Source organism: Pseudoalteromonas luteoviolacea NCIMB 1942 (assembly GCF_001625595.1).
Classification (GTDB): domain Bacteria; phylum Pseudomonadota; class Gammaproteobacteria; order Enterobacterales; family Alteromonadaceae; genus Pseudoalteromonas; species Pseudoalteromonas luteoviolacea_A.
In genome coordinates this window covers 33,755-53,250 of record NZ_AUXT01000154.1, presented here as the reverse complement: position 1 = coordinate 53,250, position 19,496 = coordinate 33,755, and the positions used below count along the sequence as shown (strand labels likewise).

Genomic DNA, 19,496 nt, shown 5'->3' with positions numbered 1-19,496 from the left:
AATCATTCGGTGGTATTATTTTATTTATCAAAAAGAAGTACCAGTATAGAATCCTTTACCACCCTCATCGCTAGTTTGAGCAACATAAGCAAACACCGAACTTAGGCTTAATATCGCCATTGAAAATAATTTAAATTATTTTTAAACTAAATATTAAATCTCTCAGGCTTCATCTATTAAAAAATACAATAATTAAACATAGAATAACATTTGTAAAAGCTTGCAATTCACCCCCGCACCAAAAAAAATAAAAAATTGATTATTACCGATTAAAAAACCTGACTAAAATTAAATTTACTCACTTTACAGTAACAAAGAAATCATTATATTAATAAAAAATAGCAATTATTTATATCTAGGATACTGGTGTATGATAAAAATGGAGTATTTATTAAAGATGTAGACAAAGGCATGCATAGCACGCCTTTATTTGACTAATATTAACGCTAACTGTGATGCAGTTGTCGCTACATGCTTGCCTTAAAATGCGATTTCTTTTTCTGATGGCTCACAAATTCCATCTGAACCTGCAATACATACAGCGCGAGGGGAGAGTCACCTTTCACCTCAGATATATCAGTTACTTCAGGTGCCGCATATGGCAGCCCAACCACAACCATACCATGATGAAACAATGTCGTATGAAAGGACTGAATGGTTGTTTCGTTGCCCACGGTACATGTTGAAGTAATACACTACCGACTTTACCAATGAGCTTACCTCCAGCCCATAACCCACCAGTTTGATCCAAAAAGTTACGCATTTGCGCAGCCATATTGCCAAACCTAGTTGGCGTCCCGAATATGATGGCATCATAATCTTCCAGTTCATGAGGAGTCGCTATTGGGGCTCTTTGGTCGAGTTTCAAACCTGCATTTTTAGCAACGTTTTCAGGCATCAGCTCCACAATACGTTTTACCGTCACCTCAACACCATTTACAAACTTTGCACCTTCAGCAACCTCACTCGCCATTGCTTCGACATGGCCATAACTTGAATAGTAAAGTACTAGTGTATTCGTCATTTTTCTTTCTCTAGCTGGGCCCGTTTCCCGACTAGCAAACATATTTTTAAACCACTTAACCATATGTTGAATTACCGTTTGATAAATGAACGCTTCCACATACTTGATGTTGGTAATACAAGATTAATGACAATCGTCTGCTGCTTCGCAAAAAAAGCGCACCTATAATTCGAATAAAGAGAATAGAGTCAGCATCTGATTCCTTTGAGTTTTAAAATAAAGGTAATATAAAATGCTATAAGAAATTGACTAGTAAAGTTCTCAGTGGGTAGCAGCGCTGATAATACCACCATACAACCAGTTAAGATCTGTCAAATACCAGTGGCATTGCATTATCTGCCACGTCCATCACTTTTCCATCGCGGTAAACACACTCACCATTTACAAACGTATAGCGTATTTGATGTGAGAATTGGTGACCAACGAATGGAGACCACTGACAATGGTAAAGCGTATTGTCATGCCTCACGAGCTCACCAGCTTTAGCACTAACCACAGCCAAATCAGCAAAATACCCTTCTCTTACAAATCCACGTTCTTTGACTTTGTAACGCTTTGCTGGATTATGAGCTGTCTTCTCTACCACTTGAGGCAAAGTCATATTACCTTGCTGAACTTGGTCAAACAAAGTAAGCAGAGCATGCTGTACCAAAGGCAAACCGGCTGGTGCTTTGGCAAATGTCTGCTGCTTCTCTTCCCAAGTGTGTGGCGCATGATCAGTGGCAATAATATCTAGTCTACCGCTAGTCAATGCTTCAATTAATGCAAGTCTATCTGATTCTGCTTTAATCGCAGGGTTACACTTGATTAAATTGCCTAAACGTTCGTAATCCATTTGGTTAAACCACAAATGGTGTACGCACGCTTCGGCGGTGATTTGCTTACCATCAATTGGACCCGGCTCAAAAAGATCCATTTCTTTAGCAGTCGTTATGTGTAAGACATGTAGCTGTGTACCATACTTCTTAGCAAGATCTACCGCATATGAAGATGATTGGTAACATGCATTGGCATCTCTGATCACTGGATGATCTTGTATCGCTAGCTCCCTGTTGCCCAGCTCTGCTAAATTACCGGCGATCACATCTCCGTTTTCACAATGCGTCGCGATCAATACCGGACATTCCCTGAAAATAGCTTCCAACGCACTCGGGTGTTCTACCAGTAAATCTCCTGTAGATGCGCCCATAAACACTTTAACGCCACAAACTAAGCTCGGATCACAAGCTTTGATTTCATCTAAGTTGTCCGGTGTCGCACCCAAGTAGAACGAATAGTTTGCCGCGGAATTACATGCCGCGATTTGATGTTTATGCATTACAGCTACTTGGTCAGTCGTTGCAGGACTGACGTTTGGCATTTCCATGTAACTTGTAATACCGCCTGCGATAGCTGCGCGAGACTCACTACCAATTGTGCCTTTCCAATCAAGGCCAGGCTCTCTGAAATGCACTTGATCATCGATCATGCCTGGCAATAAAAAGTCACCCTCCAAATCAATTACCTGATCGATACCAGTGGCCATAATTTCTGGCGCTATTTTGTCAATCCTTTTCCCAACAATACGCACATCGCACTGCTCAACTTTACCTTCATTAATCAGTTGGGTATTTTTTAAAAGAATATTCGCCATAGATACTTCACCTTTAGAAAGTGTTAATAAAACAAATTTGTGAACGGGTATATGCTTGGCTTTTAGAGCTACGCACTTAACCCATTAAAAGATTCGCCTGCTTGCGTTTGGCAATTGTTACAGATCCCCTGGAACTCAAATTGTGGTGAATTGAGCTGATAGCCACACTCTTGGATCTGCTGAGATAATTGCGTCATCAGCTGGCTAGACATGTGCACCTCATCGACTCTTTGACACACAGAACAAATCAAAAACTGGTTGTGTGGATGCGGTTTATGACAATCAATATGAGAACAACAGATATACTTGTTGACTGTATTTAATTTATGGACTAAGTCTGCTGCAACTAATAAATCTAACACTCGGTAAATGGACACCGCCGGTAACGTCAGCTCTAAATGTTCTTTACAATATTGTGCCAATTCATAAGGTGATAAAGCTTGCTCCGCCATCATGAGTCCTTTGAAGATCGCCACTCTTTTATCTGTGGCTTTAATCCCCGCATGATTAAAAACCGTGATTAAATAATCCGTGCTAATACTTTTTTGACACATATTGCCCCGATGATGTCGCAATTAACTTTGTTACATTATAACATCTCATACATTACCTATCTATCGCAATAACTTTCCCGTCAAATTTAGCGCGGATGATTAAATCAATAACTGGTGAGCAAACAATTCGTCGCACATCTACACCAGCAATTTTAGGGGTATCTCATATGGTCTCAAGAAGACAATTCACAAAGGGCTCGGTGGTACTCGCATTTTTAGGGTTAAATAGCAGCCTACTTGGCTGCTCTCAAAAAAGGCAGTCAATTCAAACACCAACAAGCGCCGGCTACGGACCGCTTACCTCGGATCCAAAAGGTTTATTAAATTTACCTGCCGGCTTTAGTTATGAGGTGATTTCTTCTTTAAACGACCCAATGGACGACGGGCTCGTTGTTCCAGACAATGCTGATGGTATGGGTTGTATCAGGCTAGATAAACATCGTGTTGCGTTAGTTAGAAACCATGAGTTAAGTCCCAAGCACCTTAAGTCAGCCGCACCAGTTATCGCACAACATCAGAGCGAAAAAGCGTTTGATACGAATAAGCAAGGGGTTGCATTACCTGGGGGTACAACCACCATTATTTATGACCTGAAAAAACAAAAAATAGAACAGCAATATTACAGTCTTATCGGTACAATAAGAAATTGCGCTGGTGGTACAACCCCTTGGGGCACATGGCTAACCTGCGAGGAAACGGTACGTACTCCTGATGAAGAAATATCAAAAAGTCATGGTTACATTTTTGAAGTCCCAACAGATAAAACGGGTTTATGCGACCCTGTGCCTCTAGTAGATATGGGTCGATTTAACCACGAAGCAGCTGCGGTAGACCCGAGAACAGGCATTGTTTACCTGACTGAAGACAGAAATGACAGTCTGTTTTATCGCTTTATACCAAAGCATAAGGGCAATTTAGCAGCGGGTGGTACCCTGCAAGCCCTTTTGTTAAAGCATGCGAATAAATTTGATACCCGAAATTGGCATAACCAGACAATGCCTGTATCTCAATGGTACGAAGCAAGCTGGACTACTTTAGACGACCCACAAAGTCCAAACGATGATCTTCGTATCAAGGGCCATGAAAAAGGTGCAGCATTATTTGCCAGAGGCGAAGGTATTCACTTTGGTAATAATGAGTTTTATTTCTGCTGTACTAACGGTGGGGGAAAAGAGCTTGGCCAAATTATGCGATATCAACCATCGGCTTACGAGGGAACAACAGACGAGATTCAACATCCAGGTCAACTGCAACTATTTTTAGAAAGCAGCGATAAGTCACTTTACAATTTTGGTGATAATTTAACTGTCACGCCTCAGGGACATTTGCTAGTGTGTGAAGATCAATATACTGCTATCACAAAAAACCATTTACGCGGTGTATCACCAGAAGGGGCTGTTTACCCATTTGCTAAACTCAACGCTCAAACAGAGCTTGCAGGCGCATGCTTCTCACCTGATGGCTCAACTTTATTTGTAAATATATATTCACCAACCAAAACGCTCGCTATTCGCGGAAACTGGGATAGCTATTGGGATTAGTTTTATACTCAAATTAGCCAATGGTTAAAAAACATTGGCTTTTTCTGCAATAGCAAAAACTTGCTCAAAACCAGCCACCAGCGTTGGGTGCTCTATACCTATGTACCATTTTTTTGGCACTAATCCACACGCTTCAAACAGTTTACTTAGCTCTTTATTACTGTGCCAAACTTCTTTAAGTTCGAGCACTTGCGCAGTGCAAGTACACTGGATATTAGCTGAACTGTGGTCAGATACCACAAGTAATAAACGCCCTCCTACCTTAATCGAAGTTGCGATCTCTTTAATTATCATAAGATTTACCGCGTTGTTGTGCATTTCAAAACAGCTAAGAGTAAGGAAGACTCTGTCATATTTATCCCTACATCTTAAATAACGCCTGTCACCTTGGATAAATTTAACATCAAGATCGGCTTCCTCTGCCATCTGTTTTGCATGTTCAAAATACGAAGGCCCGACAGCTTCATAGTATTGTCTTGACGATAACTGAAAATGAATGCCTGACTCATATTGGAGATTAAGGACCTCCATCCCGCTTTCTAAAGTTAAAAAAGCTTGAGTTTGCTTTGCCTGTTGTTGGCTTAACATCAACTCGAAAGATGCACTGACTAAATGACCCGAAATTAATGGGTTAACGCCATACCCAAACTCTAAATGAGAACCGAGCAAACCTTATAGCTCCTCATAAAACGGATATCCAGCGCTCAACGCACGCTTGCTATTGATATCGTTCATCGATTGCGAGGACCTACGTGCGCTTTCTTATCTACAAGACAAAATATACATCCACAAAATATCGTGCTCTTTTTACGCTCCATGTTTCTGCTGGCGACTGAGTTGATTACTTTTGGCTTGTTCATTGTTTCTCCTGAGAAAGCTGTCAATGGTATTTATTTTTGCTTCAGTCATTATTCAAGTCAGCTTTAAATATCCAAGTTAGGTATGGCAAGTATTTAAATACTGTACATCCAGTTCGCAAACTAGGCATCGATGCATACATCATACAACTTAAATCTGGTGGTTGTATGTTTTCGAAACAAAGCTCACCCACAACTTGGATAATGACCGTCAGCTCAACACTTTATACTCGTCAATTAAAATTTTTGGTATTGACTAATGTGCAATGGCCGTCATTAAACCAATCTCGGCAGGTACCAACAACTGACACAAATGACAGTTGAGGAAAAGGTCGGGTTTATAGATATGAAAAAGATAGACTTATGACTATTTGTAGGTGACTAAATGTAGCGAAAATGCCATAAAAAAACCCAGTAGCGACGACTACTGGGTTTTAAATCTAGTCTCATTGTGAGCTTAAACTAAGGAGTTAAAATTTACTGTTTTGCATACGCGACAGAACTTTTATACCAAGCTTTTCGACAACTACACTTAACCCAACGCCCAAGCGCTCTGCTAAAGCTTTCTTCGCTTTATATTTCACCTTGTAAAGCTGCTGAGTGCTATTTAACTCCAGTAGCATGTCATCACTGGTTTTAATCTCGTCAACAAGATCAAACTCCTTAGCATGCGTTGCAAACCAATGTTCGCCAGTCGCAACTTTATCTATATCCAAGCTTGGCCTATGTTGTGAGACAAACTGTTTGAATAACGTATGTGTATGTTCAACTTCACTTTTGAATTTATGTCTACCTTGTTCTGTGTTTTCACCAAACATAGTCAGAGTACGTTTGTATTCACCCGCTGTAATTTGTTCGAAATCTACATCATTTTTTTTCAGAATTTTATTAAAGTTTGGTATCTGTGCAAGAACGCCTATAGAGCCGACAATAGCAAAAGGTGCCGCAATTATCTTGTCAGCTACACACGCCATCATGTAGCCGCCACTTGCTGCAACCTTGTCTACAGAAACGGTTAATGGCAAACCCGCTTGTTTAATTCTAATCAGTTGTGACGCAGCCAAACCATAGCCATGTACAACCCCACCACCACTTTCCAAATTTACCAAAACTTGATCTTTTTCTTTATTAGCAATGGTCAGGATTGCAGTGATTTCCTCACGCAAACTCGACACTTCATGCGCATCAAGACTGCCAGAAAAGTCAATCACAAACGTTTGGCCTTGAGGCTTTTCCTCTGAGGCTTTCTTATTTTCTTTTAGGTGCGCTTTTAATTCTTTTTTATCCAAAGTTTGGTGTAAAAATAATTCTTTTGCTTGCGCTAATTCTTCAGAAAGATCTTTGATTTCGATCTCTCCTGATTTACTCTTTGGCTTTTGGCTCGCCCCCACTATTAAAACGACAATAGCACCAATTGCAACAACAACCGTTACAGCCTTCGCTAGGAACAAACCATATTCAAACAAAAATGCCAATGTAATCTCCTGATGTCATGCTTTAAATCAAACTATATTACAAAAAAAAAGCCGCTCACTAGCGGCTTTTCAATCTTGTCTTAAATATACTTACTTTGCAATAACCGTTGTATCAGTAATTGGTAAAGATAAACCTTTTGAAGCTAGGTAAGTTGCAACTTGAGTTTGCATCTCAAGACTTGCTTGTGCGTGGCCCTGAGCTGTGCCACCTGTATTCTCATCAAATGACGTTGTCAGAAGTGAGCTATGGTGGCCTTGCGAGAAGTTCACGACGTAACGCCCTGGCGTACCATCTGTAGACAGTTTTGATTCAGTTACAGTCTCTAAGCCCATAAATGCAGCCAGAGGTGTGCTACCACCCAGCGGGTTACGCGCCGCTGTATTTGGCGGAATAACTTGGTCGGCTTTGTTTTCGCCTTCACCACCAACAATCACACTCATGTACATAGGCGTATTTACCGCCCTAACTAAAGGTGCATAGTTAAGCGGATCTGCACTATCTAACACGGTTTGAGATGCATAGGCGAATTGATCGACTGTCGCAGCAATCGTTGCCAATGCAGCGGTATCTTCTTCAGCCAGCAGCGTCGCGGTGAATGTGCTGTAAGCACAGTTTGTAAAACGACTCGGATCTTGCGCAAATGCACCACAATCAGTGATAGCACCTTCACCTAGGTACGCTGTAAACTTCTTAGAAATGGCCAAATCAGAAGCACCAACAAGGACTGCCGACTTAACAACAGGGCCAAAAGACGCAGACTCTATCAAAAAGTTTGCTATTCCAGCTCCACCACTAGATAGTGCCGAAGCACCTACTTTAAATAGCGGTTCAGCTGGTTTTAACACATCTTCTTCAAATGGTAAATTTGCATGTGCAATAAAGCTCGGTGCTACAATAGAACCTAATGAATGGCCTACCAAACTAACGTCGTTAGTATTGAAAAGTAAAGGCACCTGCGAGGCTGCATTAATAGCATGTAAACCTAAACGAAGTGCAAGCAAGTCAGCTGTAGACTGACGAAGGTTGTCTCGCGCAACAAGTAGCGACTGCAAGTTCATATAATGTAACACACTCTTAGTGGTTGCATTGAAATCGTCTTCACCATCACCATTTGCGTCAATACCACGTTCACCATGCATGGGGTGGTCAATTGCCACTGTCGCAAAACCAGCTTGAGTCAATGCGAGCGTTAGACCAAGCATATCTTCTTTTTTACTAGTTATACCATGTTGCATGATGACAACCGGCCATCCTGTTTCAGGACGGTTTGTCTCAATCATTGGCATAGTGATCTGAACCGGAGCATTAGCAACGCCATACTGCTTTGGAATTGGATTGAACTTGGTTAAGAACTTTTGCTTATCAAGCCCCAAATCACGTAACTGACCGTTTGATAACACGCTACATAGTGCGTCATTTGACTCAGGGTCGGTTACCGGTGGAAGCTCTCCAGCAGCAGCTTTAACTGCGGCCAAAGCAACACCGTTATCACACTGCGCTTCCCAATATGTGTCAGCTAAAGCAGACGGATCTGCACTTTTTGGTGGTGACAAATACATAGGTAACTGAACACTACCTTTTAGGTATCTCACACCTTGGGCCAAAGCGAGCACTTGATCCGAAACTGGAATTTGAAGCGCTGTAAAAATGTCAGCAACAGACGTCACGCCTTGCTCAGGCACAGTTACCATAGGTTGTCTTTCAGTACCAATGGTTGATGCTAAAATCTTTTTAATTGAACCAACAACGATACCTGTAGATTGCGTCGTCATTGCAGCTGTATATACGATATCTGATGCAATGATAGACTCACTTGCTACCAGAGCTTGTTCGTAACTGCGAATCAATGCTTGAAGTGATTTTTGAGCATCCGTTACTAGCGGCGCTTCTTGACGTAACAAAGTATACGTTGAAGAAGGAGATAAGCTGCGACCACCATCTACATTATCTTTAATACCGGTTGTTAAAACCGTGATATATGTCGTATTGGTTTTGAATGGTTTAACAGGAATAACGTTGATGCTTTTACCATCTGCGCTTAACTGAGAAACGAAATCGCCTGTAGGACCAAAAGTAAGTTCGCTCACTACCTTACATGCAAATGCTGCAGAGAAGCCTGCACACGCTTCAGTTTCTGGGTCTGCGCCCATGACCACTTCAAATATACGCACAGAGCCAGGAGCCGCTACAGAAGCCGCGTCTATCGCAACATTCGCTGGTGTGTCTAACGCAATCTGGTATGGCATTTGTGTTGACCAACCGTCAAGACCACCAATCGCTAGAGATGGATCCGCATAGCCGGCTTTTGAAACCAAAGGCATCGACTCTGAGTCGAGTTCTCCCGGGATATTTAATGTGCCATCTTGTGTGCCACTAAAAAGGATGTCATTTGGTAAGGAAATAACGCCGTTGGAAGGATCAAACTTAACCGATGCAACTGGCGTTACAGGTTTAGTATCTTGTTTTACATCTTCTAGCGTTTCACCGCCACCACAGCCCGCTAATGCGGCTGAAACAGCAAGTGGTAGTATCAGTTTCTTCATTATATTGGCTCCGACATAATTTTATTATTATTGTTTCTCGGTCAAGTCTTACCTCTGCCTTAAGATGTAAGCACCCATAAGCCGCCGAGAATAATTCGTTAAAACTATGTAATTTTGCTTTTAATAAGACATTAGACCAGTTTAACTTAACGCAAAGTGTAGCCTTTCGCCACTCCTATTTGCAATAAATTCGATAACTTGCGTCATGACTATGGTAAAATATAGCAAATGTATTTGTTAGAGGTCCAATATGCACACATATGATGCAGCTAGCAACGCGCTAGAAAATAAGGTGATTTTAGTCACTGGGGCGGGTGACGGTATTGGCCGTGTTGCCGCAATAAATTATGCGAAACATGGCGCAACAGTTATTCTTCTAGGTAAAACTACCAGTAAATTAGAAGCTGTTTACGACGAAATTGTGGCTGCTGGCTATCCACAACCGGCCATCGTCCCATTGGACCTCAAAGGTGCAACTAAACAGCATTATCGCGATCTAGCGGCTACCATAGAACAGCAATTCGGAAAGTTGGATGGTTTGTTAAATAACGCGTCTATTTTAGGCACAATGGGACCACTCGAGCATTTCTGTGTATCGACTTTTGAAAACGTCATGAAAGTAAATGTAACGGGCCAGGCCATGATCACGCGCTTTTTGTTTCCAGTTATGCGCAAAGCGACTAAAGCGTCCATCATATTCACCTCTTCTGGTGTTGGCAGACAGGGCCGTGAATTTTGGGGCGCGTACGCTATTTCAAAGTTTGCGACAGAGGGAATGATGCAAACATGGGCAGCCGAAGTGGGTAAAACTAACATCCGTGTTAATTGTATCAACCCAGGTGCAACGCGCACGAGTATGCGCGCAACCGCATTTCCTGGAGAAGATGCTGACACACTAAAAACTGCGCAGGATTTAATGCCAACTTACTTATACTTGATGTCTGATGACTCTGCAGATGTAAATGGCCAGTCAATAGACGCACAACCTAAGTAGTCACCGGTTATTGAGATCAAAAAAAGGGCGCCATAGCGCCCTTTTTATTGTGCTAGCAAAATCTAGCGACGTTTATTTTGCTTGAGTCTCTGGTTATGTTTATGAACGGCTTTTCTAATACGATTCACTTTAGCACGTTTATCTTTACGCTTTTCTGGCATCACAGACAGCTTTGTTTGTGTTTCAGGGCGCAGACTTACTGATTTACGAAGATAGTTTACATCTTCTAGTTTCAGCTCTTCCCAACCGCCTTGAGGAAGGCGCTTGTTCAACTCCAATTTCCCATAACGAACACGGATCAGTCTCGATACTTCAACGTCTTGTGACTGCCATAAACGACGAACTTCACGGTTACGCCCTTCTGTTAATGTCACGTTGAACCACTTATTGATCCCCTCTCCACCGCGTGGCTTGATTGACAAGAATTTGGCAGGGCCGTCTTCTAGTTCAACACCTTGTGTTAGGGTTTTAAGAGTTTGATTCGAGACTTCACCAAACACGCGAGCCGAGTACTCTCGTTCAACTTCATATTTAGGGTGCATTAAACGATTAGCCAGCTCACCATCATTTGTAAATAACAATAAACCCGAAGTATTAATATCTAATCGACCTATTGCTATCCAGCGGTCGCCTTCTAAACGCGGTAACCTATCAAACACTGTGCGTCTGCCTTCTGGATCTTTGCGTGTACACAGCTCGCCTTCCGGTTTGTGATACATCAATACACGGCAGATGCGCTCTTCTTTTTGCTCAATCTTAACAACGTGTCCATCAACGCGGATCACGGCATTTTCTTCAACACGGTCGCCCAGTTTTGCCACCTTGCCATCGACACTAACTCGGTTAGACTCAATGTACTTTTCCATTTCACGACGCGAGCCAACGCCCGCACGTGCTAATACTTTTTGTAGCTTTTCACTCATTCTGATGGTTCTCTCACAGAAGGATCATTTAACATCTGATCTAGCTTCTCACTTTGTAATTCAGGCAGTTTTGGTAAACCATCTAAACCAGTAAGCGAAAAGTAGTCCAAAAATAACTTGGTCGTTGCGTAAAGCGCTGGCTTACCAGGTACTTCTTTGTGCCCAACCACTTTTATCCACTGACGTTCTAATAAACTTTTCATTATGTTAGAACTTACTGTAACCCCTCTCACCTGTTCAATTTCACCTCGGGTGATGGGCTGCCGATAGGCTATCAACGCCAATGTCTCGAGCGTTGCTCGAGAGTATTTCGGTGCCTTTTCTTGCCACAACATGTTTAGCCAAGGGCTTAGACTTGGACAAGCCTGAAACCGGTAACCAGTACCCACTTCAACTAATTTTATGCCCCGAGTTTGATAATGTTCCGAAATGGTTTCAATTGCCTGCTGCAAACGTCTGTCAGACACACTGATCTCTTGCAACACAGTTTCTTTCATGTGTTTTTTAGACAGTGGTTTGTCAGCCACAAATATGGCCGCTTCAACCAATTCGACCAATTGCTCGTCACTTACTCGGCGTGTCATGTCACTGTATTTTTCATAAGGCTAGTAGAAAGCGCGGTATTATGACAGAGAGCGCATCACTCTTGTAGTTTTAATGACAAATAAATTGCACTGCCGATATTTACCTGCACGATAGCGATCAACTGTTCTTTTAGAAGCTCTAGCATGGCAATAAAGGTTACTACAACACCACTTCTTCCCTCTTCCATGCTAAACAAAACACTAAACTCCACAGGGTTTGGGTTTTCGCTCAAGTATTGCAATATCATAGACATCCGCTCGCGAGTCGATAATGCTTCTGCGCTAATTTGATGATGTTCAAATTTTTTGGCACGAGCCATTACTTCACTCATCGCTAACAATAGCTCCCTGAGTTCAACGTCTGGCAAAGAGTCTGCATTGTCATTGGCGTCTTCAATTAATGCGCGGGCAATAAAAATATCTCTATCAACACGCGGAATTTTATCTAAATTTTCAGCGGCTTGTTTAAACTGCTCATACTCTTGCAAGCGCCTAACCAACTCGGCGCGGGGATCTTCCTCTTCTTCTAATTCTTCATGCTTGGGTAATAGCAAGCGTGATTTTATTTGTGCCAGTAACGCCGCCATGACTAAATACTCACCAGCAAGTTCTAACTGCATCTCTTGCATCATTTCAACATAGCGAACATATTGCTGCGTAATACTGAGTATTGGTAACTCCAATATGTCGAGCTTGTGCCTTTTGATAAGATACAACAGCAGGTCAAGAGGACCTTCAAAGCTCTCAAGAATAACCTGTAGGGCATCGGGTGGGATATAAAGATCTTCTGGCTTTTCTAAAACGGCCTCACCTTTTAAAAAAGCCAGTGGTGTTTGCTGTTGTTGTTCAGTCATGCTTACTCAAATGGCGACACATCACCACAGCCGTGACGTAAAATCTCAATACTGTCGTCCGACATATCAATAACCGTAGTGGCCTGCTCAACAAGGTAGCCACCATGTACAATAAGGTCTACATGCTTTTCAAGTTGCATATGGATGTCATCCGGGTCTGACTCTGTAAATTGTTGACCCGGTAAAATCAAAGAGCAGGACATCAGCGGTTCATTTAACTCTTCTAAGATTGCACTGGTAATTGGGTGCTGTGTAACTCGGATCCCGATGGTTTTCTTCTTATCGTTAAGCAGGCGACGAGGCACCTCTTTAGTGCCCTTGAGAATAAAGGTATATGGACCTGGGGTGTTGTTCTTGATCATTCTAAACATTTGATTATCTACTCTTGCATAGGTAGATAACTCAGATAGATCTCTGCACATCAAAGTGAAATTATGATGCTTTTCGATACCTCTAATACGCTCAATTCTTTCTTTGGCTTGTTTATTGCCGAGGCTGCAGCCAATTGCGTAGCCAGAGTCAGTAGGATAAATCACCACCCCACCCTTTTGAATTATTTCGACGGTTTGTCGGACCAGACGTGCTTGTGGGTTATCTGGGTGAATATGCAAAAATTGACTCATGCTAACATTCCTCTGCGGCTCCCCAAAACTGCCATACACCTTGGCAATCTTTTGGTAAGTATAGGTTTCTTCCTAGATCCAACCAACTAGTTGGATAATGAAAATCAGAGCCTTGGCTGGCAAGAAGGTTATACTCGCGAGACAACTGCCCTAAAAACTGTCTTTCGCTGGGCGCTTGTTGTGGCTGTGCTACTTCCATTGCTTTACCCCCAGATGTACTAAATTCATCTAGTAATTTGCGCAGCCACTTGTTGGACATTTGGTAACGCCCTGGATGCGCAAGCACTGCGATGCCTCCAGCGCTATGAATTGCCTCAATTGCTTCTGCCATTGTGCACCAACTGCTAGGCACATACCCCGTTTTATTGCGTGCCAGAAACTTTTTAAACACACTTTGGATATTTTTTGCAATGCCACGCTCAACTAGGGCTTTAGCGAAGTGTGCACGGGTAATTTCAGCTCCCTTTGCCAACTCTAAGGCTTGTACGTAAATCCCTTCATATCCACGTTTTTCTAGTCGGGCTCCAATTTCTTTGGCGCGCTCACGTCGTTTACTTTGTTGTGTTCTTAACAGCTCAAGAAGTGGTGCAGATTCAATATCAATGTTTAAGCCGACAATATGTATCTCGAAGCTTTCCCATTTAGTTGAAATTTCAACACCGTTGATCAACTCAAGATCAAGACTTCGCTCGGCAATATATTGCTGCGCCACTGGAATACCAGCCACGGTGTCGTGATCAGTTAAAGCAAGTACATCAACGCCTTTTTCTGTTGCGCGCTCCAAAAGTTCAGCGACGGCTAAACGCCCATCAGAAAAAGTACTATGACTGTGTAAGTCATATTTAATCAAAATTTAACCCTCTAAAAACATACGTTCGCAGTATATCACGAGGAGATTTATGCGTACGTTTTAATTTACTTAAAAAGTCGCAGTTAGCGAGGCTGATATGCTCTAAGCACTAGGTCAATATTCGTATAGATTCACATTATTTAATGCTATTGGTTATTTTTTGATGTTTGCACTTGACAGTTTGTACCAGAGTAAGGTTTACTGTACCTACTTAAATCGGAATAACGAAAACTTTACAAATGAATCTAACACAAAAAACAAAAATCGTTTGGTGGTGGCACTCGTAACTGCGGGTGTGATTCGTTATGTCTGACGACTTATAAACCCGCGCTGAGCTCGCGGGTTTTTTTATGGAATTTTTATAATGATTAACAATTTTTGCAACAATTCATCTACAGAATCTTGGTGGTGGTGCCTGAATTAGCGGGAAGGCATTGTTGTAACTAAATACACACCCCCCGCAAGTAAAAATACTTCGGGGGGTTTTTTGTACTAAAGAGGAATGAGGTTTGATTTTTAGTCATATAACTACAACACCGGGTGAGGTGACAAGTATAAGGCAGCGGCGCGATTATATCGCAAGCCCTCTGTCTTTATACGCGGCCCTCAATAAGCCCAATTCGCTGTTACTGGAGTCAGCTGAAATTGATTCCAAGGACAATGTAAAAAGTATTATTTTGGCGGATGCTGCATTGAGAATTGAGTGTAACGGACTGGAAGTAAAAGTACGTGCACTGTCTAACAATGGTGAACAATTACTAAATTATCTCGCAGATAAAGTAGATAACTGTACTGTTGTCAAAGAATATGCAGTTCTTACGCTAACTTATAATGCTCAGGATCTTAGTTTAGATGAGTACAGCAAATTAAAAGCTGATAATGCTTTTAGTGCTCTGAGAACTTGTATTGATTCTATAAAACGTAACTCAGACACGCCGTTTTCGGTATTTTTAGGTGGCGTATTTGCCTACGATATGGTGGCAAATTTCGAATCCTTACCGGAAGTGCCTGATGGCAAAAATGATTGTCCTGATTATGTCTTTTATCTCGCTGAAACAATGGTATTGATAGATCATCAAGTAAAAACCACCGAGCTTATCGGTAATGTTTTTAACGGCCCAGATGTTCATGCCAATTGTTTTGAGGTAGGCAGACAACTTGAGGAACTAAATCGTCAGTGTGACGAATATATCTCCTATAAGGAAGGACCAGAAGATTCCGAGCATGAAGTGAATGTAGATATCTCGGATGACGTGTTTAAAGCGCAAGTCACACAACTGAAGAAAAATATTGTCGATGGCGATATTTTCCAAGTTGTACCCTCTCGCACTTTCTCACTTCCCTGCCCTAGACCCCTTGCGGCATACAAACACCTAAAGAAACAAAACCCAAGTCCATATATGTTTTATATGCGCGATGAAAAGTTTGTTCTGTTTGGTGCATCACCAGAGTCGGCATTGAAGTACTGTGAAGAAAGTAACCAAGTGGAAGTTTACCCTATAGCGGGTACTCGTCCTCGTGGAAAATTTGCCGATGGTACCATTAACCCAGACTTAGATAGCCGCATTGAGCTTGAATTACGCGACGACAAAAAAGAGCGCGCTGAGCATTTAATGCTTGTGGACTTAGCACGCAATGATGTAGCGCGAATAAGCGTACCTGGTACGCGCCACGCTAAAGAGCTTTTAAAAGTAGACCGTTACTCACAAGTAATGCACCTAGTATCTCGTGTTGTTGGTCAGCTTAAACCAGACCTTGATGCACTGCATGCTTACCAAGCTTGTATGAATATGGGCACACTGGTTGGTGCGCCAAAGGTAAAAGCAGCGCAATTAGTACGCGATACAGAAAAGCAACGTCGTGGCAGCTACGGTGGTGCCGTCGGCTACTTAACTGGTGACGGTGCGATGGATACCTGTATTGTGATCCGCTCAGCCTTTGTAAAAAATGATACTGCTTATGTACAAGCTGGTGCAGGTGTAGTCTTTGATTCAGACCCACAAGCTGAGGCTGACGAGACAAAAGCGAAAGCACGTGCGGTGATCAAAGCGATTCAATCAAGCTACCAAGGAGTGGGTCATGACGCCTAAAGTATATTTTTTAGACAACTTTGACTCGTTCAGCTACAACCTTGTTGATGAGTTGTCTCAGCTTGGCAGTGAACTCGTCGTGTACCGAAATCATATTGATGCGCGCACCATCTACGACAAAATGTGTAATGAAACCGCACCTGTTGTCTTGGTATTATCGCCAGGTCCTGGTAAGCCGAGCGAAGCTGGCTGCTTGTTAGAACTGATAGATCTCTGCAAAGGCAAATTTCCAATGCTTGGCATATGTTTAGGTCAGCAAGCTCTTACGCAAAGCTATGGTGGCACCATTGGTCACGCCGGCGAAACTGTGCACGGTAAATCTTCACATATCGATGTTGAGGAACACCCAGTCTTTGCGGGCCTTGGAAAGCGCTTCCCAGTTGCAAGATATCACTCGCTAATGGCAACCAGCGTACCTGACACACTCAAAGTGATTGCGAAATACCAAGATATTCCAATGGCTGTATATCATACGACAGACAAGGTTATCGGGTATCAATTCCACCCTGAGTCTATTTTAACACCAGATGGTGCCAAGCTACTGAAGCAAAGCATCGACTATTTGACCTGCTAGGAGGCAACATGGAAAGTTTAAATCAATTGATTGACCAACAGTCGCTAAGCTTTGAACAAACAACCGAGTTATTTAGCCAAGTAATGCAAGGACAGCTTTCTGAAGTGGAGCTCACAGCAGCGCTGATTTCTTTGAAAATCAAAGGGGAAACTGCGGCAGAGATTGCTGGCGCCGCAAAAGCGATGCGTGACCATGCTGTTGCTTTTGACAACCGGGGCTTAGATTGTGCAGATAGCTGCGGAACAGGTGGCGATGGTACCAATACCATCAATGTAAGCACAACGGCTGCTATCGTAGCGGCGGCTTGCGGTATCCCGATGGTTAAACACGGCAACCGCAGTGTTTCCAGTAAGTCTGGTTCGGCTGATTTGCTTCGTACATTAGGTATCAATTTAGAGATGACACCTGAGCAAGGCGCCAACTGCCTTGAAAAAACCAATTTTGCCTTTTTGTTTGCCCCGCTCTATCACAGTGGCGTAAAGCACGCGATGCCAGTACGTACCAAGCTTAAAACACGTACCCTATTCAATATTCTGGGCCCACTGGCAAACCCAGCTAAGCCTGATATTCAGTTACTTGGCGTTTATGACCCAGCGCTTTGCCGCCCAATGGCCGAAACACTGCAGATGCTTGGTACTAAGCGTGCAATGATCGTTCATGGCGCTGGCTGCGATGAGATAGCACTTCACGGCACAACACAAGTTACCGAATTAAAGGATGGTAAAATTACAGAGTACACGTTAACGCCAGCAGATTTCGGTTTAGACAACTACTCGTTGGAAGACATCGCAGGAGACACACCTGAGTACAACGCCCAAGCAACACGAAACATTTTAAGTGGTAACGGTAAAACTGCACATAACGCTGCAATTGCGGCAAATGTCAGTGCTTTACTTGTTATGTCTGGAAAAGCTACCGACCTAAAATCAGCCACTCAGCAAGTGCTTGATGTACTGGCGTCAGGTCGCTGTGAAGAAACATTAGCAGCCATTGCGGAGGTAAGTCATGGCTAACGTGTTAGAAAATATTGTCGCTGACAAGCGTGTTGAGCTTGAAGCGCGTAAAAAGACGCTGCCACTGAGCGAGTTTAAAGATCAAGTAGTACCCACTGAACGTGATTTTTACGGTGAAATGTCAAAGTCTGGTACACAGTTTATTCTGGAATGTAAGAAAGCCTCTCCTTCAAAAGGCTTGATCAGAGAAACCTTCGATCTCGATGAGATCACGAGCGTCTATGCACAATATGCCACCTGCATTAGCGTATTAACTGACGAGAAGTACTTTCAAGGAAGTTATGAGTACCTTAGTTACGTTCGTACAAAGGTCAATCAACCACTAATTTGTAAAGACTTCTTCATTGACGAATACCAAGTGTATTTAGCGCGTTTGAAAGGTGGCGATGCCATCTTACTAATGCTGTCAGTATTAGATGATGCAACTTACAGTGAACTTGCTGATTTAGCGCACTCGTTAAATATGGCCGTGTTAACCGAGGTTAGCAACGAAGAAGAAGTCAATCGTGCACTCCAGTTAAATGCCAAGTTGATTGGTATCAATAACCGTAACCTAAGAGATTTAAGTACAGATCTTGCGACAACGGAACAACTGCGCACCTTAATTCCAGAAGATAAAACTGTTATTTCGGAGTCTGGGATTTATACGCATAATGATGTGAAACGCCTAACGCCACACTGTAATGGCTTTTTGGTCGGTAGCTCTTTAATGGCTGAAGAAGACTTAGAGGGCGCATGTCGCAAGCTTATCTTAGGTGAAAATAAGGTATGTGGATTAACGCGTGTAGAAGATGCTTTATCAGCTTATGAAGCTGGTGCAGTTTACGGTGGATTAATTTTCTACCCTAAGTCGCCAAGATACGTTGACTTTGATTGCGCTCGCGCAGTCGTTGATAGCGCACCACTGAAATATGTGGGCGTATTTGTCGATGCGACAGCTGAGCAAATCATTGAATATGCACAAAGCCTGCGCCTGAGTGTGGTGCAATTGCATGGCCACGAAACACAGGAATTTATCACCAACCTTCGCAAACAGTTACCTGTTAATTGTCAGATATGGAAAGCACAGGGCATTGTCGATGAGTTCCCTGCTCCTTTTGATGAAGTAGACAAACATCTTTACGACACCAAAACAGCAAGCGCATTTGGTGGCACGGGTAAAGTATTTAATTGGCAACTACTTAAAAGTGCGAAAAAGCCATTTATGCTCGCAGGCGGGCTAAATGCAGACAATGTCAGCGACGCATCATACTTAGGTGCGGCTGGATTTGACCTTAACTCAGGGGTAGAAACGAGCCCCGGCAAAAAGTGTCCAGAAAAATTACGCGATGCTTTCAACAATATTCGAAAATACTGAGGTGGA

Annotated in this window: 17 protein-coding genes; 6 read left to right on the top strand and 11 right to left on the bottom strand. The window is 42.6% G+C overall.

Annotation, left to right across the window (positions count from 1 at the left end; genetic code table 11):
- Positions 1–580: 580 nt before the first annotated feature.
- The 3 genes from wrbA to N482_RS10815 form a co-directional block, all read right to left on the bottom strand.
- Positions 581–1,024, bottom strand: coding sequence for an NAD(P)H:quinone oxidoreductase (gene wrbA / locus N482_RS10825; RefSeq protein WP_331245817.1), 444 nt, complete (start codon positions 1,022–1,024; stop codon positions 581–583).
- A gap of 301 nt (positions 1,025–1,325) precedes the next feature.
- Positions 1,326–2,657 carry a dihydroorotase gene (locus N482_RS10820; protein WP_063377051.1) on the bottom strand — a complete coding sequence of 444 codons (1,332 nt, stop codon included), beginning with the start codon at positions 2,655–2,657 and terminating at the stop codon, positions 1,326–1,328.
- A 68-nt stretch (positions 2,658–2,725) separates the two neighbouring features.
- Positions 2,726–3,211, bottom strand: a complete 486-nt coding sequence (locus N482_RS10815) for a Fur family transcriptional regulator (RefSeq protein WP_063377050.1) — start codon at positions 3,209–3,211, stop codon at positions 2,726–2,728.
- 167 nt (positions 3,212–3,378) lie between these two features.
- On the opposite strand from N482_RS10815, the gene N482_RS10810 reads away from it, so the two are divergent.
- The gene (locus N482_RS10810; protein WP_063377062.1) at positions 3,379–4,752 is read left to right on the top strand and encodes an alkaline phosphatase PhoX; all 1,374 of its coding nucleotides are present in this window, start codon (positions 3,379–3,381) and stop codon (positions 4,750–4,752) included.
- Between the two features lie 24 nt (positions 4,753–4,776).
- Here the strand turns inward: N482_RS10810 and N482_RS10805 are convergent, their stop codons facing one another.
- The 3 genes from N482_RS10805 to N482_RS10790 all read right to left on the bottom strand — a co-directional run bounded on the left by N482_RS10805 (position 4,777) and on the right by N482_RS10790 (position 9,628).
- Positions 4,777–5,421: a class I SAM-dependent methyltransferase gene (locus N482_RS10805; protein WP_063377049.1), complete on the bottom strand. Its 645-nt coding sequence runs from the start codon at positions 5,419–5,421 to the stop codon at positions 4,777–4,779.
- 658 nt (positions 5,422–6,079) lie between these two features.
- The gene (gene sohB / locus N482_RS10795) at positions 6,080–7,084 is read right to left on the bottom strand and encodes a protease SohB (RefSeq protein ID WP_063377047.1); all 1,005 of its coding nucleotides are present in this window, start codon (positions 7,082–7,084) and stop codon (positions 6,080–6,082) included.
- A 90-nt stretch (positions 7,085–7,174) separates the two neighbouring features.
- Complete coding sequence (locus N482_RS10790; protein WP_063377046.1) at positions 7,175–9,628, bottom strand: VolA/Pla-1 family phospholipase; 2,454 nt, start codon at positions 9,626–9,628, stop codon at positions 7,175–7,177.
- Between the two features lie 250 nt (positions 9,629–9,878).
- On the opposite strand from N482_RS10790, the gene N482_RS10785 reads away from it, so the two are divergent.
- Positions 9,879–10,622, top strand: coding sequence for a YciK family oxidoreductase (locus N482_RS10785; RefSeq protein ID WP_063377045.1), 744 nt, complete (start codon positions 9,879–9,881; stop codon positions 10,620–10,622).
- 62 nt (positions 10,623–10,684) lie between these two features.
- On the opposite strand, the gene rluB is transcribed toward N482_RS10785, so the two are convergent.
- The 5 genes from rluB to rnm are packed head-to-tail and all read right to left on the bottom strand — an operon-like array spanning position 10,685 to position 14,456.
- Positions 10,685–11,545 (bottom strand): 23S rRNA pseudouridine(2605) synthase RluB, encoded by an 861-nt coding sequence (gene rluB, locus N482_RS10780; protein WP_063377044.1) that lies wholly within the window; start codon positions 11,543–11,545, stop codon positions 10,685–10,687.
- Positions 11,542–12,129, bottom strand: coding sequence for an SMC-Scp complex subunit ScpB (scpB, locus tag N482_RS10775; protein ID WP_063377043.1), 588 nt, complete (start codon positions 12,127–12,129; stop codon positions 11,542–11,544). The genes rluB and scpB overlap by 4 nt, the downstream gene beginning before the upstream one ends.
- Before the next feature lie 56 nt (positions 12,130–12,185).
- Entirely contained in the window at positions 12,186–12,983 is a 798-nt protein-coding gene (locus tag N482_RS10770; protein ID WP_063377042.1) for a segregation and condensation protein A, read from the bottom strand.
- 2 nt (positions 12,984–12,985) lie between these two features.
- Complete coding sequence (locus N482_RS10765; protein ID WP_063377041.1) at positions 12,986–13,606, bottom strand: L-threonylcarbamoyladenylate synthase; 621 nt, start codon at positions 13,604–13,606, stop codon at positions 12,986–12,988.
- Position 13,607: 1 nt separating this feature from the next.
- Complete coding sequence (rnm, locus tag N482_RS10760) at positions 13,608–14,456, bottom strand: RNase RNM (protein WP_063377040.1); 849 nt, start codon at positions 14,454–14,456, stop codon at positions 13,608–13,610.
- A 509-nt stretch (positions 14,457–14,965) separates the two neighbouring features.
- On the opposite strand from rnm, the gene N482_RS10755 reads away from it, so the two are divergent.
- From N482_RS10755 to trpCF, 4 genes are read left to right on the top strand one after another with little or no spacing between them, the layout of a single operon-like run.
- Entirely contained in the window at positions 14,966–16,546 is a 1,581-nt protein-coding gene (locus tag N482_RS10755; protein WP_063377039.1) for an anthranilate synthase component 1, read from the top strand.
- Positions 16,536–17,120, top strand: coding sequence for an aminodeoxychorismate/anthranilate synthase component II (locus N482_RS10750; RefSeq protein ID WP_063377038.1), 585 nt, complete (start codon positions 16,536–16,538; stop codon positions 17,118–17,120). Before N482_RS10755 ends, N482_RS10750 begins: the two co-directional genes overlap by 11 nt.
- Positions 17,121–17,128: 8 nt before the next feature.
- Positions 17,129–18,133, top strand: coding sequence for an anthranilate phosphoribosyltransferase (trpD, locus tag N482_RS10745; protein WP_063377037.1), 1,005 nt, complete (start codon positions 17,129–17,131; stop codon positions 18,131–18,133).
- Positions 18,126–19,490: a bifunctional indole-3-glycerol-phosphate synthase TrpC/phosphoribosylanthranilate isomerase TrpF gene (gene trpCF / locus N482_RS10740; RefSeq protein ID WP_063377036.1), complete on the top strand. Its 1,365-nt coding sequence runs from the start codon at positions 18,126–18,128 to the stop codon at positions 19,488–19,490. The genes trpD and trpCF overlap by 8 nt, the downstream gene beginning before the upstream one ends.
- Positions 19,491–19,496 lie beyond the last annotated feature (6 nt).